The 25,713-nt window shown below is 72.2% G+C and carries 18 protein-coding genes; 1 reads left to right on the top strand and 17 read right to left on the bottom strand.

What is annotated here, in order from left to right; all coding sequences use genetic code 11:
• Positions 1-53: 53 nt before the first annotated feature.
• The 17 genes from hisC to ACV7NM_RS01655 form a co-directional block, all read right to left on the bottom strand.
• A complete protein-coding gene (hisC, locus tag ACV7NM_RS01735) occupies positions 54-1,133 on the bottom strand; it encodes a histidinol-phosphate transaminase (protein WP_463408523.1) in 1,080 nt (359 codons plus the stop codon).
• 105 nt (positions 1,134-1,238) lie between these two features.
• Positions 1,239-2,516 carry an ATP-grasp domain-containing protein gene (locus ACV7NM_RS01730; RefSeq protein WP_463408522.1) on the bottom strand — a complete coding sequence of 426 codons (1,278 nt, stop codon included), beginning with the start codon at positions 2,514-2,516 and terminating at the stop codon, positions 1,239-1,241.
• A gap of 56 nt (positions 2,517-2,572) precedes the next feature.
• A complete protein-coding gene (locus ACV7NM_RS01725; protein ID WP_463408521.1) occupies positions 2,573-3,412 on the bottom strand; it encodes a TauD/TfdA dioxygenase family protein in 840 nt (279 codons plus the stop codon).
• A complete protein-coding gene (locus ACV7NM_RS01720) occupies positions 3,394-4,632 on the bottom strand; it encodes an MFS transporter (RefSeq protein WP_463408520.1) in 1,239 nt (412 codons plus the stop codon). Before ACV7NM_RS01720 ends, ACV7NM_RS01725 begins: the two co-directional genes overlap by 19 nt.
• Positions 4,622-6,031, bottom strand: coding sequence for an FAD-binding oxidoreductase (locus ACV7NM_RS01715; RefSeq protein ID WP_463408519.1), 1,410 nt, complete (start codon positions 6,029-6,031; stop codon positions 4,622-4,624). Before ACV7NM_RS01715 ends, ACV7NM_RS01720 begins: the two co-directional genes overlap by 11 nt.
• Positions 6,028-6,240: a ferredoxin gene (locus ACV7NM_RS01710; protein WP_463408518.1), complete on the bottom strand. Its 213-nt coding sequence runs from the start codon at positions 6,238-6,240 to the stop codon at positions 6,028-6,030. Before ACV7NM_RS01710 ends, ACV7NM_RS01715 begins: the two co-directional genes overlap by 4 nt.
• 95 nt (positions 6,241-6,335) lie before the next feature.
• Entirely contained in the window at positions 6,336-7,565 is a 1,230-nt protein-coding gene (locus ACV7NM_RS01705; protein ID WP_463408517.1) for a cytochrome P450, read from the bottom strand.
• Positions 7,558-13,725 (bottom strand): non-ribosomal peptide synthetase, encoded by a 6,168-nt coding sequence (locus tag ACV7NM_RS01700; protein ID WP_463408516.1) that lies wholly within the window; start codon positions 13,723-13,725, stop codon positions 7,558-7,560. The genes ACV7NM_RS01705 and ACV7NM_RS01700 overlap by 8 nt, the downstream gene beginning before the upstream one ends.
• Positions 13,722-14,147, bottom strand: a complete 426-nt coding sequence (locus tag ACV7NM_RS01695) for a nuclear transport factor 2 family protein (RefSeq protein WP_463408515.1) — start codon at positions 14,145-14,147, stop codon at positions 13,722-13,724. Before ACV7NM_RS01695 ends, ACV7NM_RS01700 begins: the two co-directional genes overlap by 4 nt.
• Complete coding sequence (locus tag ACV7NM_RS01690) at positions 14,144-16,351, bottom strand: aminotransferase class III-fold pyridoxal phosphate-dependent enzyme (RefSeq protein WP_463408514.1); 2,208 nt, start codon at positions 16,349-16,351, stop codon at positions 14,144-14,146. Before ACV7NM_RS01690 ends, ACV7NM_RS01695 begins: the two co-directional genes overlap by 4 nt.
• A 152-nt stretch (positions 16,352-16,503) precedes the next feature.
• A complete protein-coding gene (locus ACV7NM_RS01685) occupies positions 16,504-18,414 on the bottom strand; it encodes a beta-galactosidase (RefSeq protein ID WP_463408513.1) in 1,911 nt (636 codons plus the stop codon).
• Complete coding sequence (locus ACV7NM_RS01680; protein ID WP_463408512.1) at positions 18,411-19,448, bottom strand: zinc-dependent alcohol dehydrogenase; 1,038 nt, start codon at positions 19,446-19,448, stop codon at positions 18,411-18,413. Before ACV7NM_RS01680 ends, ACV7NM_RS01685 begins: the two co-directional genes overlap by 4 nt.
• The gene (locus ACV7NM_RS01675; protein ID WP_463408511.1) at positions 19,445-20,416 is read right to left on the bottom strand and encodes an inositol monophosphatase family protein; all 972 of its coding nucleotides are present in this window, start codon (positions 20,414-20,416) and stop codon (positions 19,445-19,447) included. Before ACV7NM_RS01675 ends, ACV7NM_RS01680 begins: the two co-directional genes overlap by 4 nt.
• A complete protein-coding gene (locus ACV7NM_RS01670; RefSeq protein ID WP_463408510.1) occupies positions 20,413-21,681 on the bottom strand; it encodes an aspartate aminotransferase family protein in 1,269 nt (422 codons plus the stop codon). The genes ACV7NM_RS01675 and ACV7NM_RS01670 overlap by 4 nt, the downstream gene beginning before the upstream one ends.
• Before the next feature lie 282 nt (positions 21,682-21,963).
• On the bottom strand, positions 21,964-22,605 hold the full coding sequence (locus ACV7NM_RS01665; RefSeq protein ID WP_463408509.1) for a GPP34 family phosphoprotein: 642 nt from the start codon (positions 22,603-22,605) through the stop codon (positions 21,964-21,966).
• The gene (locus ACV7NM_RS01660) at positions 22,602-23,204 is read right to left on the bottom strand and encodes an HAD family hydrolase (protein ID WP_463408508.1); all 603 of its coding nucleotides are present in this window, start codon (positions 23,202-23,204) and stop codon (positions 22,602-22,604) included. Before ACV7NM_RS01660 ends, ACV7NM_RS01665 begins: the two co-directional genes overlap by 4 nt.
• A 40-nt stretch (positions 23,205-23,244) precedes the next feature.
• Positions 23,245-24,477 carry an MFS transporter gene (locus ACV7NM_RS01655; RefSeq protein WP_463408507.1) on the bottom strand — a complete coding sequence of 411 codons (1,233 nt, stop codon included), beginning with the start codon at positions 24,475-24,477 and terminating at the stop codon, positions 23,245-23,247.
• Between the two features lie 170 nt (positions 24,478-24,647).
• On the opposite strand from ACV7NM_RS01655, the gene ACV7NM_RS01650 reads away from it, so the two are divergent.
• Positions 24,648-25,415, top strand: coding sequence for a DeoR/GlpR family DNA-binding transcription regulator (locus ACV7NM_RS01650; protein ID WP_463408506.1), 768 nt, complete (start codon positions 24,648-24,650; stop codon positions 25,413-25,415).
• Positions 25,416-25,713: the final 298 nt, after the last annotated feature.

Below are 25,713 nucleotides of genomic sequence, written 5' to 3'. Positions count from 1 at the left end.
GACGGGGCCCACCCGCGCCCGCGCCCGCGGCGCCGGGAGTGGGTGGGCGCGACTCATGCCGTGCCGAAGGGAGAACGGGTGCGCACCCGGTACTGCGCGGCTGCGGTCAGGAAGGCGCCGTTCTCCTCGGGGAGCCCGACCGTCACGCGCACCCCGTCTCCCGGGAACGCACGTACCAGCACGTTGTGGCCGGCGCAGAAGTCTGCGAATTCGGCGGCCTGTTCCGCCAGCGGCATCCACACGAAATTGGCCTGAGAGGGAGTCGCCGGAAGACCGTCCTGAACCAGCCTGGCGTACAGCCGCCTCCGTTCCCGCACCACCGTCGCGGCGCGCGCGGGTGCCTGCTCGGCGCAGTCGAGTGCGGCGAGGGCCGCGGCCTGGGCGAGCCTGCTGACCGCGAACGGCACGGACACCTTGTGCACTGCCGACACCACCGCGGGAGCGGCCACGCAGTAACCGATCCGCACTCCGGCCAGTCCGTAGGCCTTCGAGAACGTGCGCACCACGGCCACGTTCGGGCGCTGACGGACCAGCGCGACGCCGTCCGGCACGTCCGGGTCGTCGACGAACTCCCGGTAGGCCTCATCCAGTACGACCAGGATCCGTTGCGGCAGACGGTCGAGGAAGTCGAGCAGTTCACGGCTGCGGACCGCCGTACCGGTGGGGTTGTTGGGGTTGCAAACGAAGACGACGCGGGTGGCCGGGGTGACCGCTTCGAGCATCGCGTCGAGGTCGTGCCGGTGTTCCGCATCGAGGGGAACGGTGCGGGCGCGGACTCCGGCGACCCGCGCGAAGACGGGGTAGGCGTCGAACGAACGCCAGGCGAACAACACCTCGTCCCCGGGCCCGCAGAACGCCTGGATCAGGTCGCGGCAGAGGCTGGTCGATCCGCAGCCGACGGCGATCCAGTCGGCTGGGACGGACAGTCCGGACGCCAACCGGCTCACCAAGGTGTCGGAGAACCACTGGGGATAGCGATGGCCTTCGACGGCGGCCCGGGCGATGGCCTCGACCACCGCGGGCGGCGGCGGGAGCGGGCTCTCGTTGGAGTTGAGCCGGACGGCGCCGGGCGCGGCGGCGGGAATGTTGTAGTCGGGTACGGCGGCCAGGTCGGCGCGGATCGAAACGGGCACGGGGCTCCTCGGGCTCCTCAGGGGTGACGGCTGGGGTGACGGCTGGGGTGACGGACTGGGATGACGGGCCGGGGGGACGGGCGATCTGTGCTGTCCGACCTCCGGTCACTGCGGGGCGAGGAGGAACACGTCGTCGGCCATCAGCCGGATCCGGCGGTGATCGGCGAGGAGTTCCTCCCGTCTGTCGCCGGTCAGGAAGACGCGCAGGGGACTGGACAGCAGATCGGTGGTGGGCCGCATCCGGTCACCGGGGGCCAGACGGGGCACGGCCAGGTGCACCGTGTCCAGGGCGCTGATCCGTGCGAGGGCATCCTCGTCCACGGTCTCGACCACGCCGCTGCGGGTGGTCTGCGCGTGCACCACTATTCCCTCGCGATGTTTGTCATACATGGTGTTGCCGGGGTACCTGCGTGCGAACTCCTCCGGACGTACGCATGCCAGCGCGAGCAGATCGGCCTGGTTGCCGTCCAGGCAGGAGTCGTGGTGGCCCGGGTCCATGAGGCCGTCCAGCCGTGCGCCCACCTCGACGAGCACGGGCCCGGCGGCCGTCAGCATGATCTCGGCGTGCGCGGCGCCGAAGCGGATGTCCAAGGCGTCCAGAACGCTGTCCAGGTAAGCGACGAGGGGCGCGACCTGCGGCGCGTCCGGGTCGAGCAGCACATCGCGGTCGTACACCGGCCGGCCCCCGATGAGGATCTTCTCGTAGCGCCAGACCCCACACACGCGCCGTCCGGCGTCCGGGACCCTGACAACGTCCACGATGTACTCAGTGCCTTCCAGGAACGACTGCACGAGGACTTCGGTGTTGTGGCGGCCGAAGATGTCGTGACTGCCGAGGATCTCCGCGACCGCGGCGCGTACCCGGCCCGGGTCGTGACAGACGGAGACCTTGTCGGTCGAGGCCGAGCTGAGCGGTTTGACGACCACCGGGTACCCGGTGGCCCGCGCCCAGGCGAGCACCTCGTCGACGTCGTCGGACTTGAGCTGCTCCGCGCACCGGATACCGGCGGCTCGCAGCGCCTCGATCATGTGGTACTTGTCGCGGCGCAGTGCGGAGGTCGCGGAGGGGTTGCCCGGCAGGCCCAGGAGTTCGGCCATCCGGTCGGCCGGCGGAACGCCGGTCTCCTGGCCGGGCAGTACGCCGCAGGGACCGTATGCGGCCAACTCCGCGGCGGTGCGGCCGAGATCCGAGGAGTCCTGCACCACGTTGGCCCGGTAGGGGCGAAGATCCGGCGGGGGTACGGAGTCCAGAAAGGCAGGAGTGCTCTGGAGGTGGACGACGTCGGCGCCGAGCCGCTTGAAGGCGGCGGGCAGGTACTTGCCGACCGAGTAGCCGTCGACGATCACGCCGACGGGGGGCCGGTGGTTGCCGGGAGTGGGCACGGGGTTCCTGTCCTCGGGTGCGTGGGGGCGGATGCCGGGAGCGGGTGTCGGTCGTGTCACGCGGCCGCGACGCTGACCCGGTGGACGGTGCGCCGGACGCCGGGCGGGAGGTCCGTGGCCACGTGGTAGGTGGTGGCGGTCTTCCACAGCAGGAGATCCTGGGGGGTCCAGCGGTGGGTGTAGGTGTGTTCGGGGTCGGCGAGGAGGGTGTCCACGAGGTCGAAGAACGCCTCGTTCTGGTTGGCGTCGAGGCCGACGACCCGGTCCATGTACGCCCGGGCCGCGTACAGGAAGCGGTGGCCCGTGTGCGGGTCGCGGCGGACCACGGGATGTTCGACGGGCGGGTACTGCCGGGCCACCAGGGCGCGCACTTCGGCGATGGACAGGCCCACGTGCTCGGGGGCGATGCGCTGCTGCTTGGTGAGGGTGTGCCGTCCGACGCGGTCCTCCAGGAGCACCTTCCACTCGTGCGGCAGTCGGTCGTACACGTCGGAGGCGGCGGCGAAAACCGTGTGTCCGCAGTCTTGGGGCACGTTGACGCCGTGCAGCACCGTGTAGGCGGACGGGTCGGCATCGAAGGAGGAGTCCTGGTGCCAGAAGTGGCCCACCCGCTCGATCCCCACCGGCCGGCCGGCCTTCTGCTCGTTCGAGGAGACGAGGATCTCGGCGAACTCGGGGTGGCGCCAGTCCGCCAGCAGGAAGGGGACGGGTCGCCCGATGCGGGCGGCGAGGTCGATCTGCTGTCGCGGGGTGAGGTCGATGCCGCGGACGACGACGAGGTCACGCCGGTGCAGGGAGGCGACGATGTCGTCGAAGACCTCGGGGGTGGTCAGCTCGTCGTGGGAGAGGCCGGTGTATTCGACGCCGATGAAGGGAGTCAGGTCGCGCTTGTGCACGGTTCCTCCTTGTGCCAGGTGTACGGGTGGGTGCGGGCGGCGAGGAGCAGCAGGCAGGCGGCACCGACCGCGGCTCCGGCGACCGCCCACGGGGTGCCCGGGTGGCCGGGGCCGGCGAGGTGCAGGGCGAGTTGCGGGGCCGCGATGAAGGCCAGGTTGACGCCGCCGGAGTACAGGCCCATGGTGCGGTCGGCCGCGGGACCGGAGAGTCGGCTGACGTAGTCGAGCAGGCCGGGGAAGACCACGATCTCCCCGGCCGTCCACACGAGGGTGGCGAGGACCAGCGCCGGTCCGGTGGTCGCCAGGGCCATGAGCAGGAATCCCACGCCGGCCAGCGCGTATCCGGTCACGAGGGTCGCCAGGTCCCCGACGCGCGCCATGCGGACATTGAGCGGGACTTCGAACAGGACGATCCCGAGGGCGTTGACCGTGAAGACCACGCCGGCCCAGTAGCCCGGCAGGCCGAGTCCGACGATGACGTACCCGGCGGCGAAGACGGAGGGCAGGGCGTACGCCAGTTGGATGGGCAGCGACAGGCCGAACACCGTCCAGAACCGCAGGCGTTCGGGCCGTGCCAGCCGGTCCCGGGCCCGGTGCCGCGGGCCCGGCCCGTCGGCCCGTCCGGCAGGAGCGCTGCGGGAGCGGGCGTCGCGCCGGGAGCGGGCGTGCAGGAAGGCGGCGGCCGCCAGCACGCACAGGGCATTGGCCCAGAACACGGCGTACGAGTCGATCGCGAAGACCAGCGCGCCGATCAGCGGGCCTGCCGCCAGACCGAGGTTGATCGCGAGGCGGTAGCAGGAGAAGGCGACCTTGCGCTGCTCAGGCCGCGATCCGGCGATGGTCGCCGCGTACGCGGCGGGCGTGACGATCTCGTACGCGAACCCCCACACCAGCACTCCGGCGGCGAGGGCCGGCAGCCCGCGCAACATCGGGACCACCGCCACCGCGGCGGCGCCCAGCAGAAAGCCGCCCCGCATCAGCGTGTGCGGGTGCAGCAGGCCGAGTAGCCGGCCGGCGGCGAAGTCGGCGACGAGGGCCCCCACGCCGAAGGCGGTGACGGTCAGGCTCGTGGACGCCGCGTCCAGTCCGCCGCTCCGCAGAAGGTGGGGGGTGAGGAAGGGGTAGGCCATGGTGCCGGTGCGGAAGATGAGCGTGGTCAGGAAGAGCGTCCGGAGGGGAGGTGCGAGCCCGGCCACCGTCCGCCAGGTCTCAGCGATCACGGTGGGTCCCGGCGGCCCGCCGCATCAGCATGCCGCCGGGGTTGAACAGACCCGCCGGGTCGAGGGTGTCCTTGACCGCGCGGTGCACGCGCAGCGCCACCGGGCCCAGCTCCCTCTCCAGCCATTCCTGTTTCAGTTTGCCGATGCCGTGTTCGCCGGTGATCGTGCCGCCGAGGGAGAGGGCGAGGGCGAGGATCGCGTCGAACGCCGCGCGGGCCCGCGCGAACTGGGTCGCGCTGGAGCGGTCGTAGAGGATGGTGGGGTGCATGTTGCCGTCACCGGCGTGGCCCACGACCGCGACCGTCAGCCCTGCGTCGGCGCCTATCCGCGCGCTTCCTTCGATGAGCTCGGCGATGCAGGTACGGGGTACCGCGACGTCCTCGGTCATGCAGGCGCCCTGGGCCTCCAGGGCGGCCAGGCTGACCCGGCGGGCGCGCAACAACAGGGCGCCCTCCGCCGCGTCCTGCGTGGCGTGCGTATAGGCCGCGCCGGCCTGTCGGAACAGGCTTTCCAATTCGTTGAGTTCGGCCCCTCGGGCAGCTCCGGGCGCGTCGGACTGGCACAGCAGCAGGGCTTGGTCCCCCGGGCCGGTCAGGTCGGTGCCGAGGTAGGCGGAGGAGGCCCGCAGCGAGGTCGCGTCCATGATTTCCATGAGGGAGGGCACCAGGCCGGCCCGCACGACTCGGTTGACGCTGGCGCCCGCCTGGGCCACCGAGTCGAAGGCGGCGATGACGGTGCCGGGCGCGGCGGGCAACGGTCGCAGCGCGAGGGTGGCCTGCGTGATGATGCCGAGCGTGCCCTCGCTGCCCACGAGGAGGCGGGTGAGGTCGTAGCCGGCGACGCCCTTGACGGTGCGGCGGCCGGTCCGCAGCAGGGAACCGTCGGCGAGGACGGCCTCCAGGCCCAGGACGTAGTCGCCGGTGACCCCGTACTTGCCGCAGCACAGGCCGCCGGCGTTGGTCGCGAGGTTGCCGCCGAGGGTGCAGGTGTCGAGGCTGGAGGGGTCGGGCGGGTAGAACAGACCGTGGCCGGAGGCGGCCGACTTCAGGTCCCGGTTGACGACGCCGGGCTCCACGACCGCCAGCCGGTTGTCCGGGTCGAGTTCGAGGATCCGGTTCATCCGGGTGGTGGCCAGGACGACGCAACCGTCGACGGCGTTGGCGCCCCCGGTCAGCCCGGTGCCGGCGCCGCGGGGCACGATCGGGACGCCCGCCGCCGCGCAGGCTCGGACGCACGCCCGCACCTGCTCGGTCGACGTGGGCAGGACGACCGCGAGCGGCCGGCCGTGCGGAGCGAGCGGCATCATGTCGTGCTCGTACCCGGCGGTGGCCTCTGCGGAGTCGATCAGTCCGCCGCCGCCCACCGCGGAGCGCAGGGCGGCCAGGAGGGTGGTGCTCATGCCGTCCGTCCGGCGGACCCGGCGACGAGGATGGCTTGGGCGGGACACAGGTCGGCGGCCTCGTGGACGGCGTCGGCGAGGGATGCGGCCGGTTCGGGGTCCAGCAGCACGACGACGCCGTCGCTCTCGTCCTGGTCGAAGACCTCGGGGGCGGACAGCACGCAGTGGCCGGCGCCGACGCAGCGCTCGGGATCGAGGGTGACTTTCACGGGTCGGCTCCTTCGGGGCATGTGGATAGGAGGGCGTCAAGGCGGTGGGGGAGCGGGGGCGGGGCACGGGCGCTACCGCCAGGTGGGCCGCGGCCTCACCAGGTCACGGGCAGCGCGTGGACCCCGTACACGGCCATGTCGGACTTGAAGCGGATCTCCTCGACGGGCACGGAGGTGCGCAGCGTCGGGATCCGGCGTGCCACGGCGGCGTAGACTTCCTGGAGTTCCACCCGGGCCAGCGACTGGCCCAGACATTGGTGGGGTCCGAACCCGAAGGCGAGGTGCCCCTGGGCTCGGAGCGTCGGGTCGAACGCCTCCCCTGCGGGGAAGCGTTCGGGGTCCCGGTTCGCGACATTGATCGCGGCGACCACGCCCTCCCCGGCCCGGACCAGGTGAGCGCCGACCTCGACGTCCTCGACGGCTATCCGGCGGATGCCGCGCTGGACGACGGTGAGGTGGCGCAGCATCTCCTCGACGGTTCCGGCGAGGTGTACGGGGTCCTCCCCGGCGCCGAGGGCGGCGAAGTTCGCGGGGTGGCGCAGCAGCGTCAGCACGCCCAGGGAGATCATGTTGGCGGTCGTGTCGTGTCCCGCGGTCAGCAGGAGCAGTGCCATCGCGGCCAATTGACGGCGGGTCATGGACCCGTCGGGCAGGTGTCGTGCCGCCATCCGGCCGATGAAGTCGTCCTGCGGGTGCAGTGCGCGGGCGGCCACCAGTTCCTCCAGATAGTCCTGAAGGGCCTGCCGGGCCGCAGCGGCGCTCTCGGTGCTGCCGGCGACCACGTTCATGGTGTGGGTGAGGTCGCGGAACAGCTCGCGGTCCTCGAAGGGCACGCCCAGGAACTCGCAGATGACGGTGAGCGCGACCGGCAGCGCCAGGTCGGCCACCAGGTCGGCCTCGGTGCCGCGCAACATCCGGTCGATGCACCCGTCCACCACGGCGCGTACGGCGGGCCGCCACCTTTCGGCCCTCTTGACGGTGAACTCGCCCAGGACGAGGCGGCGCAGTGCGTCGTGCCGCGGGTTGTCCATGACCAGCAGGGTCGGTTCGACGGCCGTCTCGGCGAGGGCGACGGCACTGGAGAGCGGGTACCCGGGGCGGCTCTTGTCGGCGCTGAACCGCAGGTCGGACAGGACGATGCGGGCGTCCTCGAAACGGGTGAACAGCCAGGGCCGGACGCCGTTCCACAACGTCACCCGGGGTACGGCGCCCGCGTTCCGGACGTTGGTGACCTCACCGGGCGGGGCGAACGGACACTGGCGGTCCATGGGGTAGTGCAGCTCGGTCGTCCCGTCGGTCGCCGGGCGGGTTGTCGGGTCAGTCATCGTGGACGCTCCGGTCGAGGTTCTGCCACCAGCCGTCGACCAGGGCGTCGTCCAGGGCGGGCACGGTGATGCCGAGGGTGCCCAGGGCGGCGAGGGTGGCGTCGTTGCGGTGGTCGAGGCGGCCCGCGCCCGGGTTGTCGCGAAGGTCCCGAAGGTGCTCGCGGTACGCGAGCGCGGGCAGGGCGGTACCGGCGGCCGCGGCCTCGTCCAGGCGGCGCAACCACGCGTCGAGCGGGACGGCACGATTGGTCCGGCCGGTACGCCGGTCGTACACGGCGATCAGCGACGAGAGCGGGGTGCGCCGAGGATGGTGCAGGTGGTGGACGACGCCCGGCCGACCGTCGGCGAGGGCGAGGGCCACCAGCGCGCGGGCCATGGTGTCCACGGGCAGCGCGTCGGTGGCGAGCCGCGGGTCGTCGGGATGGCAGCCGAGGGCGGCGGAGGTGAGCAGCAGGCGGCTGAGGAAGTCGTCGTGGCTGACGGCTCCCGTCGTGCTCCCGCCGGCCCGGCCGAGCCGGTAGATCCGCGCGTCGGCGCCGCGGTCGAGGGCCTGGACGACGAGGTGCTCGGCCGCCCACTTGCCGGCCGCGTAGCCGCGGCCGCGCGGGTGCCGTTCACCGGCCGCCGAGGTGGCTTCGGTGATGGTGCGCGGTGGGGCGCCGCGGGGTCCGTCCTGGAACACTCCGAGGGTGGAGATGTGGTGGAAGCGGGCCGGTAGGCCCTCGGCGCAGATCCGCAGGAGTTCGGCGGTGCCCCGGACGTTCGTGTCCTCCAGGTGCTGGTAGCCGGACAGGTGGTGGACCTCGGCGCCCAGGTGCAGGACGGCGGCTGCCCGGCGGACCTCGCCGTGCCACCGGGTGTCCTCCAGGCCGAGGTCCGGCAGGGAGAGGTCGCCGGGGACGGCGACGATGCGCGGGTCCGCCGCGTCGGGGCGCAGCCCGTGGCGGCGCAGGGCGTCGGCCAGCCGTGCGCGGGCCGCTTCGCAGCCGGCGGCACGGACCAGGCACAGGATCGGACCCGTGGTGCGGTCCAGCAATTCCGCGAGTACATGGGAGCCGACGAATCCGGTGGCCCCGGTGAGCAGGACGCCGTCGCGAGGACGGGCCGGGCCCGGTCGGGCGGCGAAAACCACGTCGGGAGCGAGGCGCGCGTCCTCGGGACCAACGCGGGCGGCTGCCGGGAAGGCCCCCCGCAGCCGATGGGCGACCGCGCGCACGGTCGGCGCGGCGAGGAAGTCGGCGACGGGAATCCGGATTCCGTACTCGTGCTCGATGCGGCCCAGGAGCCGGACGACGCGCAGGGAGTGCCCGCCGAGGGCGAAGAAGTCGTCCTCGGGCGAACCGCAGGAGCCACCCAGGACCTCCCCCCACAGACTCAGCAGCCGCCGCTCGGTGTCGTCCGCCGGGCCGTCCGGCGCGGGGCCACCGGCGGGATGCGGCTGCTGCCGCCGGGCGGTCAGTCGGGCCGCGAGCGCCGGGCGGTCGGCCTTGCCGTGGCTGCCGGTCGGCAGGTCCGGCACGGCGACGGCGAGGCGCGGCACCATGTGGTCGGGCAGCAGCCGGGCCAGGTGGGTGCGGGCCTCCTGCGGGGTGGCCCGCCCGACGTAGCCCACGGCCAGCTCGGCGTCGGCTCCGGTGCCGAGCAGGACCACAACGGCTTCCCGGACCCGGGGGTGTCGGGTGAGGGCGGCCTCGATCTCCCCGAGCTCGATGCGGAAACCTCGCAGCTTGATCTGGTGGTCGAGCCGTCCGAGGTAGTCGATGGCGCCGTCCGGCAACCTCCGCACCCGGTCTCCCGTGCGGTAGCAGCGCCCGGCGTGGCCGAGCGCGGGATGGGTGGTGAACAACCGGTCCGTCTGGTCGGGATCGTCGTGGTAGCCGGCGCCGAGTCCCGCGCCCGCGAGCCACAGCTCGCCCGGCACCCCGGTGGCGCTGAGCCGTCCGTGGCGGTCGATGACGTGGGCGGCCGTACCGGGCAGCGCGCTGCCCACGGGCACCCGGACCCGGCGGTCGTCGGGGTGCGCCTGGTGCGTGGTGGCGAGGATCGCGGCTTCGGTGGGGCCGTACCCGTTGATCACGACCCGGTTCCGGGCGAAATGGCGGGTGTCATGGACGTCCGCGGGCTCGCCGGCGACGAGCAGGACGCGTACGGATGCCAGGTCGGGACGGTCCAGAGCGCGCAGAAGCGAGGGGACGGTGACCATGACGGTCACCCCGGCGGTTCGCAGGGTGCGGGTGAGGGCGGCCCCGTCGGTCCGGGTCGCGTCGTCCGCGTAGACCAGGGTGCCGCCGCTGACCAGCGGCATGAACTGCTCGAAGGCGGCCACGTCGAAGCCGGGCGAGGTCAGCTGGAGCCAGACGTCGTCGGCGGTGAACGGATGCCGCTCGAGACAGCCGAGCAGGGTGTTGGCGACCGCTCGGTGCGGGACGCTGACGCCACGGGGTCGGCCCGTGCTGCCGGAGGTGTAGATGAGGTACGCCGCCGCGCCGGGATCGGCCGGCACGACGGCCGGACCGGCCGCCGTGCCGGGGGCGGTGAGGGCCTCGACATCGACCACCGGCGGTCCCGGCCGAGGGGTCGGGCCGTGCGGGAACAGCGTGTCGGCGGTGTCCTTGGCGCAGACCAGCGCGCCGGCGCCGGCGTCCGCGACGCAGTGGCGAAGCCGCTGCGGGGGGTACGCCGGATCGAGCGGGACGTAGGCGGCGCCCGCCTTCAGGACCCCGAGGAGGGTGGTCACGAGCAGCGGGGAACGCTCCAGGCACACGGCGACGTGGTCGCCGGGCCGGATGCCCCGGGCGCTCAGGCGGGCGGCCACGGTGTCGGAGAGACGGTCGAGTTCGGCGTAGGTGAGGCTGGTGCCCGCCCCGACCACCGCGATCTTCTGCGGGCGTGCGGCGGCTTGCCGGGCGACCAGGGCAGCCAGGTTGGCGTCCGTTCCCTCCGGCGCCGGTTCCGGACCGCTGCACAGGTGTTCGTACTCTCCCGGCTCGAACAGCGTCACGTCCCTCAGGGGTGGGTCGCCGTCCGTGAGACGGTCGAGCACGGCGGCCACCTGACCTGCCAGCAGCCGGGCCGTGGCACGACTGTAGAGGTCGGTGCTGAACTCGACCTCGATGTCGAGGCCGTCGCCCGCTTCCTGGAAGGTGAAGGCCAGTTCGAAGGTGGCCGTGCCGCGGTCCCCGGCATCCCACGGAGCCACCTGCGTACCGGGAAGGTCGAGCGAACGCCCCTGTCGCCGGTGGTAGTTGACGACGGCCTGGAACGGTACGGCGGCACGCGCGGCGGTGACCGGCGCCAGTTCCCGTCCCACCGTCTGGAAGGGCACGTCCTGGTGGCGTAGGGCCCGGGTACAGGCGGCACGGATGTGGCCGAGCAGGGTGGAGACCGTGGTGGCGGATTCGGCCTCCACACGTACGGGCAGCAGGTTGACGAAGCAGCCGATGAGATCCTGCGCGCCCGCCCGGCTCCGGCCGGCGGTGAGGGTGCCCAGGGTCAGGGTGTCGCGCTCGGCATGCGCGGCCAGGACCGTGTAGACCCCGGCCAGGCACAGCATGTACGGGCTGACGCCGTGCCGGCGGGCGGCCTCGGCCTGGCGGGCGTGCTGCCCCGGACCGATCCGCAGCCGCACCCGGTCGCCGGAGCCGCTGAGCACCGCCGGCCGGGGTCTGTCGGTCACGAGGTCGAGGGTCGCGGCCCCTCCGGACAGCGCGCCGCGCCAGAACTCGGACGCCACCGCCAGCCGTTCCGGTGGCAGGGCGAGGGCCCGGTCCACGTGGTCGGGGTAGGTCAGGCGCAGCGGCGGCAACGCGGCGGCCGGGTCCGCATACAGGGTGGACAGCTCGGCGAGGAAGAGGTCAAGGGACCAGTCGTCGGCGATGGCGTGGTGGATGGCGAAGTGGACGAGGGTGCGGTGGTGGCCGAGTGTCAGCACCAGGGAGCGCAGGAGGGGGGTGCCGTCGGCGTCCGGGCCGGCGGACAGCTCGTCGGCGACCAGGGCGCGGGCCCGGGTCTCACGGTCCTCGGCCGGGATACCGGTGAGGTCGAGGTGGCGCATCGTGGCGCCCGGGTCGGCGGACAGGCGCTGTCGCCAGCCGTCGGCGTCGCGTCGTACCACGGTCCGCAGAGCGGCCTGCCGCTGTCCCAACCGGCCGAGCGCCTCCCTGAGCCGCGCGAGGTTCAGCGGTCCTTCGACCAGGAAGCCGCGTCCGATGACGTAACGGGCCGCGTTCCCGGCGGCCTCCTGCTCGAACCAGATGCCCTCCTGTCCGGCGGACAACGGCAGCCAGCCGGTGCCCCGCCGCGCGGACGCGGTCGGGGCGCCGGCCGACTCGCCGGCGTCTGCGGCCGTGTCGGTCACGGCGGCCACCCGGGCGGCCAGGGCCCGGACTGTCGGTGCCTCGAAGAGGTCGGCGAGGGTGAGGGCCACGCCCTGGTCGCGTTCCAGACGGGCCAGGATCGCCATGGCGGACAGGGAGTCGCCGCCCGCGGCGAAGAAGTCGGTGTCCGGGCCGGCGACCCGGCCGAGGACGGCCTCCCAGTGCGCGGTGACGGCCTGTCGGGGGCCGTCGCCCGGTTCCAAGGGGGGCTCCGCGTCGGTCCCGCGGGCCGCCTGCTCCGCGATGGAGGAGAGGAGCCGGCGGTCCGGCTTGCCGTTGGCGGTGGCCGGCAACGCCGTCAGGAAAGTGACGAGCACCGGAACCGCCGGCGCGGCCAGGGTCCGGGCGGCGTGCGTGGCGAGGACGCGGGAGGCGTCGCCACCGAGCGCGCTGTCCGGCGCCAGGACCACGAAGGCCGCGAGCCGACGGTTGTCCGCGGAGCCGTACGGGACCGCGACGGCCTCCCGGACCGCCGGGTGGGCCAGCAGCGCCCGTTCGGTCTCCACGGGCTCGACCCGGTGGCCGCGAATCTTGACCTGGTCGTCGAAGCGCCCGAGGAAGGCCAGCTCACCGCCGGGGAGTAACCGGACCCGGTCACCCGTGAGGTAGGCGGTGCGATCGGGGCGGCCGGGCTCGGGAATGAAACGCTCGGCCGCCGCTCCGGGCCGACCGCGGTACCCGCGGGCCACGCCGGGGCCGCCGATGCAGAGTTCGCCCTCCTCGCCGGGCGCGGCCGGGGTGCGGTCGGCGCGCAGCACGTGCGCGGTGGCCCCGCCGAACGGACGGCCGATGGGCACGTCCCCCCAGCCGCCGTCCCAGCCCTCCGGCCCGTCGAACGTCTGCCAGCACGCGTAGACAGTGGTCTCCGTGGGACCGTAGCCGTTGACGATCCGGCATCCGGGGAGTTCGCGCAGGGCGGTGCGGACCGCGTGCGCATCGGCCCGGTCGCCGCCGGAGATACAGAGCCGAAGCCCACGCAGATCGGCCGTGATGTGCTCCATCGCCAACCGGAACAGGGGTGCGGCGAGCCGGAGCACGCTCACCCCGTGGCGGGCGCATTCCCGGCCGATCTCGTGCACCCCGGGCCGTTCGGCCTGCGGAAGGACGAGCCGTGCGCCGTGCAGCAGCGCCCCCCAGATCTCGAATACCGACGGGTCGACGTGGAGGGGGGCGAGTTGCAGGACGACGTCGTCGGGGCCGAGGCCGGCCTCCGGGGCGTGCGCGAGGGCGAGGACCGAACGGTGTGTGACCTGCACGCCCTTGGGCGTCCCGGTGCTGCCCGAGGTGTGGATGACGTATGCCAGCGAGTCCGGACCCTGCGCCGCGGCCTTTTCCGGAACGGCGCAGGGAGGTTGCACAGCGGGCTCCGGCACCTCCTCCTCGAGGGGCAGTACCGACACGCCGGGCGGCAGCACGCCCCGCAGCCGCGGGACGTCCCGCCCGGCGGCGAACACCGTGCGCACGAGGCTGTCGGCGACGAGGGCGCGGATCCGCTCGTCCGGAGCGTCCGGGTCGAGCGGCAGGTACGCGCCCCCGGCCAGCACGGTGCCGAGCAGGGTGGTGATCGCGGCGACCGAACGGCGGGCACAGATTCCTACGGGCTCGTCGGGCTCCAGCCGGCCGTCGAGTCGGCGCGCGACCGCGGCGGCGCGGGCCGCGAGTTCGCGGTAGCCGATCCTCAGGTCGCCCTGGACGAGGGCGGTGCGGTGGGGGTGGGCGCGGGCGACGGCGGAGAAGGCCGCGCCGAGGGAGGTGGCGGCGGGTGATGTGGCGGGAAGGTTCACGGCGCCGAGGTCACCTCCAGCGGCGCGCGTTCCAGGGCCTCTACGACGCTGGCGGTGTCGTAGAGGTCGAGGTAGCGCGAGATGAGCCCGTCGCGGACGGTGAAGACGTTCATCCAGTGGGCCTCGTAGCGCGAGCCGTTGGCCAGGACCAGGGTCCGGCTCAGACCCAGCACGACGACCCTGTCCCCCGCGTCGAGGTAGTCGTACGCCGTGCACTCCTGGACCTGGATCAACTCGCGGACAATGGTGAAGAACTCCCGGAAACCCTCGACACCGTGGTAGACACCGGCCCAGGGCAGCGAGGCGGGGCCGTGGTAGACCCACTCGAAGTCCGGTGCCAGCAGCGGCTCGATGTCGCCCAGCCGGCCCTCTTCGAAGAGCCGGAAGAAGCGACGGATCACTTCGACGTTCTGCGTGCTCATGTGGTGCTCCCGGGGTTCGTGGGGATGCGCGACGGGCGCGGGGCGGGCCGCCGGGACAGGCGTTGGCCGAGGCGGAACAGCGCCGCCCGGGCCAGCAGACGGGCCGGCCCGGTGCGTGAGAGCCTTCGGGCGCCGAGCATGACCTGGCGGATCTCCCGCTCGGTCGCGGTCAGCGGAAGCAGGAAGACGTCGTAGACGACGAAGGCACGGGCGCGGGTGATCCACCACACGATGAGCGAGTACGTCATCAACTCGCCCTCGGGATCGATGAAGCGGCCGAGCGGCCCGGGCACTCGGGGCTCCAGCCTGCCGAGCAGACCCTCGGCGAAGCGACGGCCGACGACGCCGCGCGGGCCGGTGTCCAGGGCGGCGAGCCCCGATCGCACCGTGCGCGACAGGGCGCGGACGCGTTCGGGCAGGCCGAGCGCGTCGACCTGGGCGATGGCCTGGAGGGCGAAGTGCGCGCCCAGCCCGTGGGCGTGGTGGGTGCGCAACTCCTCGACCAGCCGCGGGTTGCTCTCGCGGGCGGCGTCGTACACGTCCTGCGAGACGAGGGCGGCGCCGGTGGGGAAGCAGCCGTAGCTCAGCGCTTTGGACAGGCTCATGAGGTCGACGTGGGGCAGCCGGCCGTGGTGGGCGAAGCGGGGGCCGCAGCGGTAGTACGACGTCAGCACCTCGTCCACGCCGACGAGGTAGCCGTGGGCGCTCCGGCCCTCGGTGACGGCGTCCAGGAGCGGCCCGGGGATCGGGGCGTAGGCGTCGGAGCTGCCGTGGACCAGCTCGATCCACACCAGCCCCACGGTGCCGCCGGCCACCTCCTTGCGGAACTCGTCCACCGCGTGCGGGGTGAAGGGGTCGATGTAGCGGATGTCGTCGTAGAGGGGACCGAAGGGGGCGCGCGTGCGGTCGGCGGCGGTGGCCAGCAGCGAGACGAGCGTCTTGCCGCCGTAGTTGTGCTTGAAGACGATGATGCGCCGCTGCCGGGGCCGGGCGAGGCGGGCGAGGGTGAGCGAGCTCTCCACCGCCGAGGCGCCGCTGACGGCGGGGAAGGTGCGGGGCAGACCGGTCTCCCGGGCCAGCACCTCTTCCAGCTCGCGGACGTGGTCGCGGGCGTGGTCGTGACCACGAACGACCTCGGTCAACGCGTCGGTGGGGTTGTGGCCCGCCACGCCGAGCCCGGCTCCGCACAACCCGTCCACCAGGTCCAGTTCGCGGCCGGAGTCCAGGCGGACGGTGAGCCGCGAGCCCTTGGCGCGTACGACGTTCAGCGCGCCGTGCAGTTTGCGGTGCATGCGGACCGTCATCGGGTTCACGTGCCGGGCGTAGAGGTCGAGCGCGGCTTGGCGGTCGGCGGCGGCCGCGGCGAGCCGGCGGTGCACGGGGGCGCCGGCGTCCCAGCGTGGCAGCAGCCGGGCGATGACGGCGCGCATGGCGACGCTGTTGCCGCCGTAGGTGTTGGAGTGCAGGAAACCGGTTTTCGGGGTGGTCCACGGCGCGAACACGTCCTGGGTGCCGGTGAAGGCACCGAAGGGGACCTCGTGCCCCGTCAGGGACTCGCCGAGCACGACGAGGTCGGGGCGCAGGGCGGTGACGGCCGGGACGGCCGGACTGTCGGGGGCGATGTCGCTGAGGTCCACCACGATCCGGGCCCCGGCGGCCCGGGCCCGACGGGCCAGTTCCGTGACGGCGTGGAGGTCGCTCCCGTCGAGCCGCTCCGCGGCCCGTACGACGAGCCCGCACACGGCCGTGCCTCGCAGGGCCGCGCCCAGTCCGGCGACGGTGGCATGGGTCAGCAGGCCCGGGGCGAGAGCGCGGTCGGGGCCTTCGCCGAGCGGGTCGACGCGACGGGTGAGTGTGCCATCGGGGTCCAAGACCAGGACGCGGCCCCGGTGGTCGGCCGACGTCGCGGCGGCCCGGTGGCGCAGGAGCTTGACGGCACCGTGCAGCGCCTCGTAGCGGGAGTTGGCGAAGAAGCTGCGGTAGTCGGCCCCGGCCCCGGCGCCGGCGGGGCGGCCGCCCAGCTCGCGGACGAACTCGCTGACGAGGTGGCCCGCCTGGGCGGACTCGGTGGTCACGAACCAGGAGGGCATCGCGAACACCGGCTGTTCCTGCGCGATGAGTTCGGCCAGGATGCCGAGGGTCTGCGGGCCGGCCGGGCGCAGGTGCGGCTCGAGGCCGGGTGTGGCGGGAGGGTTCGGGGGCATGGTGCCGTCTCGCTCGTGGGAGGTGGTCCGCGGGATGCGGTAAGGCGGAAGGCCGGGCGGGAAGCCGGTAGGCGTGGGGTGCGGGCGGTGGGCCCGGGGGAGCGGGCGGCGGGAGGCGCGCTGTCAGGTACGTTCTCCCGCCGCCCGCGTTCTCAGGAGGCCCGCACGCGTGTCGCGTCGGCCTGTGCGCCGTCCCAGGTGAGAACGGCGGGGGAGGTGGACGCCGACTCCGGGGTGGCCAGCCACCCCAAGAGTTCGCCGTCGCGGGTGACGGTCACGGCGGCGGACCCGGCGGGGAGGTCCAGCGTCCAGCCGCCTCCCGTGCCGGTGACCCGATCGTCGCCGTCGGTGGGGTTGAAGGCGCCGACGATGCGGACGCCCCCGGGGCCGGAGCGGCTCAGCACGCGCGCCCTGCCGTGCGCCGTTGTCCAGCGCCGGCCGTCCGGGACCGGCAGCGAGGCGGCGAACGCGGCGACGAAGGAGGCCACCGCTCCGTCGGCCGGCTCCCCGGCCGACAGCGTCATCTCGCGCGGGCCGTCGGAGCCGTCGGGGTGGCCGGCGCGCAGGATGGCGACGGGCAGCCCGTCCCTGACTGCGGCCGGTCCGGGGTGGCCGTCGAGCCAGCCCAAGCCGAGCTGCCGGCCGGAGCCGGCCAGTTGCTCGTGAACGGCGTCGGCGAGCTCCGCGAGGACGGTACGTCCGGTGCGTTGCCAGGCTCCCGCCTCGGGCAGGGTCCGGTCGACGAGGACCACCGCGTCGCGCTCCGGCACGCTTGCGAGCAGCAGGTCGCCGAAGCGTTCCAGGAACGCGGACAGCAGGCGCAGTCCTTCGGCGTTGGCCTGGTGCGCGCCGGATTCGGCGAGCGGCGCCCCGGGGCTGTACGGCGGCGCGTGCAGGGCCGGGTCGACGCCTTCGGAGCGCAGCCCTTCGGGGTCCATGTCCACCAGGTCGCCCCAGTTGCCCGTGGCGCAGGCCGTGTAGACGCTGAGGGTGGTGGAGCCCAGCAGGAGCGCCAGGAGCGCGTTGAAGACCGGGGTGGCCGGCTCGGCGAAGGTCTCGTCGGTCCAGGTGAAGCCCCAGTTCGCCTCGACCACGTCGGTGCCGCCGAACAGGATCCCGGTCAGGTGGGAGCCGAAGGCGGTGGTGTCGCGGGCCGGGTTGCCGACCCACTCGGTGTGTCCGATCAGGTGCCGTGAGCCCTGGATGGCGCGCTGCCGGGCGGCCCAGGCGTCGAAGGCCGCGCGCGGTGCCGTGAGATCGGTCAGGGGCACGTTGGCCAGCCGGACGGGTCCTGCCGGGAACAGCGCGGAGATCCGGTCCCACAATCCGACGATGGCGTACCCGGCCCACTGGGACCACAGCTGCCGCAGGGCACTGGTCCACCGGGCGACGTCCTCGCCGGTGTGCGCGGCCTCGTCGTGCAGGCCGCGTCCGGTGAGCCAGCGGGTGAACGCCTCGCGGGCGGCCGGTGAGGCGTCCTGCGCGTCCACGGGCAGGTGGGCGTCTCCCGAGGTGCCCTCGTTGCCGAGCTGGAGGGCGACCACGGGGCCGTCGGGGGCGACCGCCCCGGCGACGACCTCGTCGGCGACGGCCTTCAGCCAGGTCTCCGTCTCGGCCTGCACCCCCGGGTCGAGGAGGCTGGGCAGGGGCTTGCCCTGGGAGGTCAGGACCGTGCCGTCCAGGCCCTGGTACGGCGTGTGCGCGGAGCCGCACAGCCGGTCGGGCAGTCCGCCGAGCTGGACCTCCGCGTGGATGAACGGGCCGGGCTTGAGGAGCACGCCCAGCCCGGCGCCGGCGGCCAGCTCCAGCAGCCCTACCACGTCGCGCTGCGGGTCGGTCTTCCCGGTGAAGTCGAAGGAGCGGTCGGCGCCTTCACCGATCTCGTGGAACCGCCACGGCAGGTAGCAGGACACGACGTCCACGCCCAAGCGGCGCAGTTCCCTCAGGTTGGACGCCCAGTTGGCGGGATCGGCCCGGTAGTACGGGTACTCGCCGACGACGACCGGGCGTGTGGTGCCCGGGACCAGTGCCTCGGCCAGCGTGGTACGCGCGAAGGGGCTCATGCGTCCGCCCCGGCGTGCGGCGGTACGAGGACGACCTTCAGCGCGGCGTACTCGGCGCCGGGGACGGCCGCCAGTGCCTTGAACGCCTCCTCGTGGTCCGCGAGGGCGAAGCGGTGTGTGACCACGCGCTCCAGCGGCAGCCGGCGGGCCAGTTCGACGGCCTTGGGGAAGATCATGCTGTTGTAGTCGCCCGCGCCGATGATCTGTAGCCCCCGCTGGAGCAGGGTCAGCGGGCGGACCGTGGCGGAAGCGTTGCTGTTGAAGCCCATGATGACGACCCGCCCGCGCACCGCGGCGTACCCGATGCTCTGCTCCAGGAGGTTGCCGACGGAGTCGACGACCAGGTCGCCGCGTTCGACGAGCGCCGGGTCGTCGGGGGTGTGGACGCTGACGCGGTTGCCGAACTCGGGGGTGTCGAAGACCCCCTGTGCGAGCTTGAGCCGGACCGGGTCCGGCTCGACGAGGAGGACCGTGGCTCCGTGGAGGTGGGCCGCCATGGCGGTGACGACACCCATCGGACCGCCACCGACGACGACGACGGTCTCGCCCGCGGCGAGGCGGCCGGCCTCGATGTTGTTGAGGGCGCAGGCGAGCGGCTCGACGACGACGGCGCGGTCGAAGCTCATGCCCTCGGGTATGGCGTGGCAGAAGAGCTCGGGGAGGCGGATGAACTCGGCGAAGGAGCCGTCGTAGTCCAGCCCGACCTCGGTGCCCGCCTTGTGGCCGCAGAAGTTCCAGTGGCCCTCCAGGCAGGCGGGGCAGCTGCCGCAGTACAGCGTGGGGTTGACGATGACCCGGTCGCCGACGGCGAAGCGGGTTACGCCCGGGCCGGTGGCGTCGACGACGCCGACGGCCTCGTGGCCCATCACCACGCCGGTCTCGGCGGGGAACTTGCCGACGAGCACGCTGCGGTCGGTGCCGCAGATGCCGCTCTGGGTGACGCGGATGATGACGTCGTCGGCGGCCAGGGGCTCGGGCTTGGGGTGGTCGACGAGGGCGAGCCCGCGGTCGGCGGTGAGCGTCAGGGCCTTCATGATTCCTCCCTCGCGGACGCGTCGGTGCCGCGGCCGAGGTCCCAGCGGATGGATTCGAGCAGCTGCTTGTGGAGTTCGGGGGTGGCCGCGGCGATGCAGGACTTCTGGTTCATCGGGCCGAGGTCCACCAGGGAGGTGCTGCCGAGGTCGTCACCGTAGGCGTCGGTGATGACGACACCGGCCAGCCGGGCGAGGTACACCACGGCGGCGATGTCGTAGGGGAACAGGTGCAGGATCGAGCCGCGGCCCGCCCGCAGGAACTCCTCCTCGGTGTCCGGGTGGTCGCGCAGGACGCGGTTGCCGATGTCGGCGTACGCGTCGAGCTGACCGGTGATGATCCGGGAGATGGAGAAGGTGCTGCTGTTGAAGACGAAGATGCCGCCGGTGTTCGCCGAACGGTCGACGAGGTGACCGTACGCCCGGGTCATCAGGTCCATGGGGTGGCCGTTGAACTCGATCGACCAGAACATCCGGGTCAGGTCGGTGTTGCGACTCAGCCGCGGCACCGGAGCGGGGAAGCCCCCGCTGTCGAGTCCCTCCGTGTCGTCCCCGTAGAGCCACGCACCGCTCTTGATCTCCACCAGACACGCGGCGTCGACGTCGGCGAGAGTGGGTGCACCGTCACCGTAGGGGGCGGCCGCGATGGACACCATGCCCATCTCCAGCCCGGCCGAGGTGGGGCGGGTGCCGTCGATCGGGTCGACCACCAGGAGGATCTGCGGATCGGGCGCGAGCTCGACGTAGGAGCCGTCCTCGGTGTACAGGGCTGTCGGTACCTCGGCGTGGGCGCGGAGGTAGTCCAGTACGGCCTTCTCGGCCACCTCGTCGACGTCGAACTGCGCGTCGCCGCCGGGGGAGTCGCCGTGGACCTGACGTTCGCGGCCGCCGGCCTCGTAGGACAGCAGCTCGGAGCGGACGTACTGCCCGAGTGAGGTGAGGAGGTGCTTCATGGGGTTGGCGACGGTCATCGGGCCAGCTCCGCGATGAAGAGGTTCTCCAGCTTGTCGCAGATCTCCTCGGCCTGGTCCATGGTGAGGATCAGCGGCGGACGGATCTTGAGGACGTTGCCGTAGCCGTAGCGCGAGGTGCGCAGGATCAGACCGTGGTCCATGGCCTTGGCGGCCAGGTGGTTGGTGAGCTTCACGGCCGGCTTGCCGTCCGCCTCGGCGATCTCGAAGCCGATCATGAGGCCGACACCGCGGACGTCGACGATGGCCGGATAACGGCGCTTCATGTCCTCGAGGCGTTCCATGATGTAGTCGCCGGTTCGCGTGACGTTCGCCAGGAATTCCGGCTGCCGCACGATGTCGAGGGTGACGTTCGCCGCCGCGGCGGCCAGCAGGTTGGCGCCGTAGGTGAAGGAATGGTGGCTCGCGGGGAGACCGGCCAGACGCTCGTTGGTGAGGATCGCCGCCACCTGGGCACCCGATCCGCCGAGCCCCTTGGCCGTGGTGATGGCATCGGGTTCGACACCGAAATACTGGGCCGCGAACATGTGGCCGGTCCGACCGATACCCGTCTGGATCTCGTCGAATATGAGGGCGATGTTCTGCTCGTCGCAGAAGGCGCGCAGCTTCTGCATGTAGCCGTCCGGCGGAACGATGTTCCCGCCGTTTCCGGAAATCGGCTCGATGAGGACGGCGGCGACACGGCCGGAACTCGCGTAATCGACGAAGTCTTCGAGGCGATCCACGCACATCATCCCGCAGGTCTCCTTCTTCTGCCCGTAGAAGCAGCGGAAGCAGTACGGGTCGGGGACCTGGAGGCTGCCGGGGAAGAGGCTGGGGAACGGCTCGCGGCGGAACGAGTTGCCCGACATCGATGTCATCATCATCGTCTGGCCGACGTGACTGCGGAACAGGGTGATGACCTCGGACTTCCCGGTGGCCAGCTGCGCCATCTTGATGGCGCCCTCGTTGGCGACCGAGCCGCCGGACACCTTCGGGTGCACCTTGGTCAGACCGGCGGGGGAGACTTCCACCAGCCGCTGGACGAGCCCGTTCACCGGGTCGCTCTGGTACGAGGAGGTGATGTGGATCACCTTGTCGAGCTGGTCCTTCATGGCGGCGATGACGGCCGGGTGGGAATAGCCGAGGCTCAGGTTGAACGTCGCCGACGCGCAGTCGAGGTAACTCTTTCCGTCCTCGTCGTAGAGGTAGACACCCTCACCCCGCGCCATTTTGTAGTCACTGACGGGGTAATAGATGTGCTCGGTAACATCCTTGGTTTCCATCGTTCCCTCTCACGCGGGTCACTGAAATAAACAACACGGGGCGGACGGTGAAAGACAACTCACGTCCAGGAGGTCGGGGATGGGATGCGGCTTGATGCCGGTGGGGGCGGCCCGGAATACTTCACCCGTTTTCAGACAGGGATCTCGCGGCAGCGCCTTCGCATTCATGTGATCACATTCGAAGGGCCCCTGGCAAGGGGCAATTTGGGAATGTGCATCAAATTCGTGCGGGGCATGCTTCGCCGGACGCGCATCAACGGAAGGACCCTCACCGGAAAAGCGCTAACCGGGAAAGGTCAGAGAGGTGGCCGAGGATGTGAGCGAGTCGCAGACGGCGGCCGCGGCCGCGGCTACGGGCGCACCGGCGGCCCCCATCGCGGCTACGGCCCGCAGGCCACGGCGCGACGCCTCGGCTCGGGGCAGGTCCGGCCAGGCCGCCCCGTGCAGGCCGGAGGCTGCGAGAAGCACGCCCGCGGCCACTGCGGGGAGTGTGGCGGGACCGGGCTCCTCGACGGCGGTGCGCACCGTGCGCACCGCCTCCCCGGGCCGCATGCGCAGCCGGGCTTGAGGTGTCGGACGGCGAGCGGGACGCGAAGCAGGGTGGAGGGCGGCGAGCGCCCAGGGGCCCAACTCCCGGACCCAGTCGGCCGGGGACCGGTCCGCCGGTGTCCGGCCGGCCCTTCGCCGGCCGGGGAATGAGGTGTCGAGCCGGTCCAGGAACGCGTCCAGTGGCGGGTCGTCCGGTGGGCCGCCACCGGTCAACCGGACGCGGTCCGGGCGCACTTGCAGCCGGCCGGCCAGCGCGCCCTGGACCAACAGGGCGCCGACGAGCCCCCGGCCGGCTTCGATCTCCCGGTGCGCCGGCGGGAAGCGGCCGTCCGCGGCGGCGGCGCACAGGGTGTAGAGCAGGGGCGTCGTTGTCACGGCGACGCCGCCTCCAGCGTGGCGCGCAGTTCTGCAGGCGAGGTGAACAGATGCGCCTGGAGCCCCAGTTCGCGTGCGGCCCGGACGTTGTCGGCCCGGTCGTCGACGAACAGGATCTCCTCGGGGGCGAGTTCGAGGGCCCGCACGCACCATTGGTAGGCGGCCGGTTCGGGCTTGGCGCTGCCGATGCGGCAGGAGAGACCGCGGACGGCGAAGCGCTCCAGCCAGGGCTGGGTCGCCTCGTACCATGCGGCGAGTTCCTCGGGAATGTTGGACAGGAGCCCGAGAGCGAACCCGCGGTCGGCCAGGAAGCCCAGCAGCTCCACGGCTTGCGGGTCGATCTCGCTCCAACTGGCGACGTCGGCGCTGATCAGGTCCGCGGTCAAGCGGGCGTCGAGTGGGATTCCAAGCTGTGCGGATACCTTTTGCCAGTAGTCGGGTCCCGTCACCTCACCACGGTCGTAGGGGGCGCGCTGCGACCAGTACGCCTCCCAGAAGAGCTCGGGATCGGCGCCGGCCGTGCGTACCAGGGCGGCTTGGGACTCGGAGGACTGGACGCGGGCTATGACTCCGAACAGGTCGAAGAGGACGGCTTTCATGCGCGGGGCTTCCTCACGTTCCTCACCTTCACGGTGTTCTTCATGTGCGGGGGGCGGCGACGGCGTCGGTGTGGCCCGCCTCGCGGGGAGCTTCCACACCGCCGGGGTCGGGGGCGTTGCGCCGCAGCCAAAGGCTCAGGACGCCGCAGAGCAGGGCGAGCACGAACAGGACCAGGGGCACGGTCTTGACGTCCATCGTGTCGATGACGCCTCCCAGCAGCGGCGGGAAGGCCACGCCGCCGATCATCGAGGCGGCGATCACGTAGGCGCCGGCCGCGGCCACACTGGGGACGGCGCGGTTCAGCCAGGGCAGACAGGTCGGGAAGATCGGCGCGATCATCAGGCCGACGCCGAAGTAGGCGTAGGGGGCCACGGCCGGAATGGTCGCCAGGAGGAGGAAGCCCGCCATGCCGGCACAGCAGACGATCAGGATCGAGGGCGCGGACCAGCGGAGGCTGAGAGGCGCGACGACGAAGCGTCCGATGGTCATGGCCGCCCAGTAGGCGGAGGTGGCGGTGGCGGCGGTGGCTGCGCCGTATCCGACGGCTTCGAGATGGGTGGGCTCCCAGCCGCCGACACCGGTCTCGATGGCGACGTGCAGCACGTAGATGCCGATGAACACCGCGATGATCGGAAGTACGCGGGGTCCGGTGGTCGAGACGCCCTCGACCGGGGCCGGCTGTGGTTCCCGGGCGGCCACTCCACCCAATGTGACCATGATCAGCAGGCTGATCACACCGATGCCGAGGAAGATCTGCGGGTACTTGTCCGCCCCGAGCCACCCGATCAGGGCTGGTCCGGCGATGGCGCCGATGCCGAAGTGGCCGTTGAGCAGGTTGAGCATGGCGGTGCTGCGGCGGCCGAAGCCGACGGCGAAGAGCTGGTTGAGACCGTAGTCGATGCCGCCGAAGCCCAGACCGATCACGAACGTGCCGAGGAGGGCCATGATCCAGTTCGGTGAGAAGGCGAAGACGGCGGCGCCGGCGGCCATGAGCACGTAGGAGCCGCCGAGCAGCACCCGGTTGTTCAGACGGCCCCGCAGGAGGTGGTAGATCAGTACGCCCGCCAGCGCGCCGACGAAGTGGGCGCTCAGGCTGAGCCCGGCCACGGCTGGGCTGATGCCGTACTCCTCCCGCAGGGCCGGGATCGCGGGACCGTACAGCGCCTGCAGGGCGCCGATCACCACGAAGGCCACGCACGAGGCGACGATCGCGAGGCTGGTGAGGAGAGGCTTTCCCGCTCCCGGCGGGTCGGCCTCAGTAGTGGCGGACATCGCTCTCCTCGTGGTTCAGAGTCGAATGAACATGGTCCACGTTCATAGCAGTCTCAAGTTCACACTGCATCGCTCACTATATGCACGCGCCATGTTCGTTTCAACAGATAGCGTGTCCGGAACGCACATCCGGAGTCCGTGTGTGCCCCGTCTGTGCTAAAAGCAGACACATGAACGTGATGGAGAGGCACAAGTTCGTGGTGGGACTGCTCATGAAGCAGAACCGCGCGACCGTCGCCGAGCTGGCCCAGGCCACCGGGGCGTCCGAGATGACCATCCGGCGAGACCTGGAGGTCCTGGAGTCCCGAGGGGCGTTGCGCCGGGTGCGCGGCGGCGCCGTGAGCAGCCTGCCCGGTGGCGTCGAGCCGCCCTATGCGATCCGGGCGATGTCCGGTTCGCAGGCCAAGGAGCGGCTGGCCCGTGCCGTGGTCGCCCTCCTCACCGACGGTGAGACGGTTGCGCTCGACACCGGCACCACCGCCGTGGCCGTCGCCAAAGCCATGGCGGGCCGGCAGTTCACGGTCACCCCCCTTTCCCTGCACGCCGCGTTCGCCCTCTCCGGGCAGTCCGGCGTCCAACTGGTGATGCCCGGGGGGCAAGTGCGCCCCGAGGAGCTCTCGTTCTACGGCCACGCCCCCGTACAGACCTTCAAGGACCTGTGCTTCGACACCTTCATCCTGGGTTGTTGCGGCGTGGACCCGGTCCAAGGCGCCACGGCCTACAACCTTGACGACGTCCAAGTGAAGCGGGCCGCCGTGGCCGCCGCGCAGCGGGTGATCCTCGTGGCCACCGCCGACAAGATCGGCCGCAGTGCGCTGGGCCGCATCTGTTCGATGGAGGAGATCGCCCTCGTCGTCACGGATGCCCCCGCCGATTCCCCCGCCATCGAGATGCTGCGGGACCAGGGGGTCGAAGTGGTCCATCCGGCGAACGACTGAGCGGTGGCGCCGGAACGGGTCCGGCCGATCGTCTGGGGTTCACATCGGTGTGTCCTTCGTGCGCGGCGCGCATCCGGGACCGGTGCGCCGTGTTCAGCATTCAGGAGCGGTCCGCCCGTCGCCAACAGGGTCCGACCGTCGTATTGCGGACTGTCGGAAAGACGACGGCAAGGAGTTGCGGTAAGTTTCAGCCGCATTTCGGGGCATCCCGAGCCAACCGCGCGGGGTGCCCGCTTTCGGCGATCCGCCAGGTAAGACCCGCTACCTTCCCGGATCGCGCGCGGACATGAGCCCGTCG

The sequence above is a fragment of the Streptomyces sp. Tek67B01 genome, from assembly GCF_055231995.1.
Note: the sequence above shows the minus strand (reverse complement) of the source record. Positions and strands in the feature narration are given on the sequence as shown.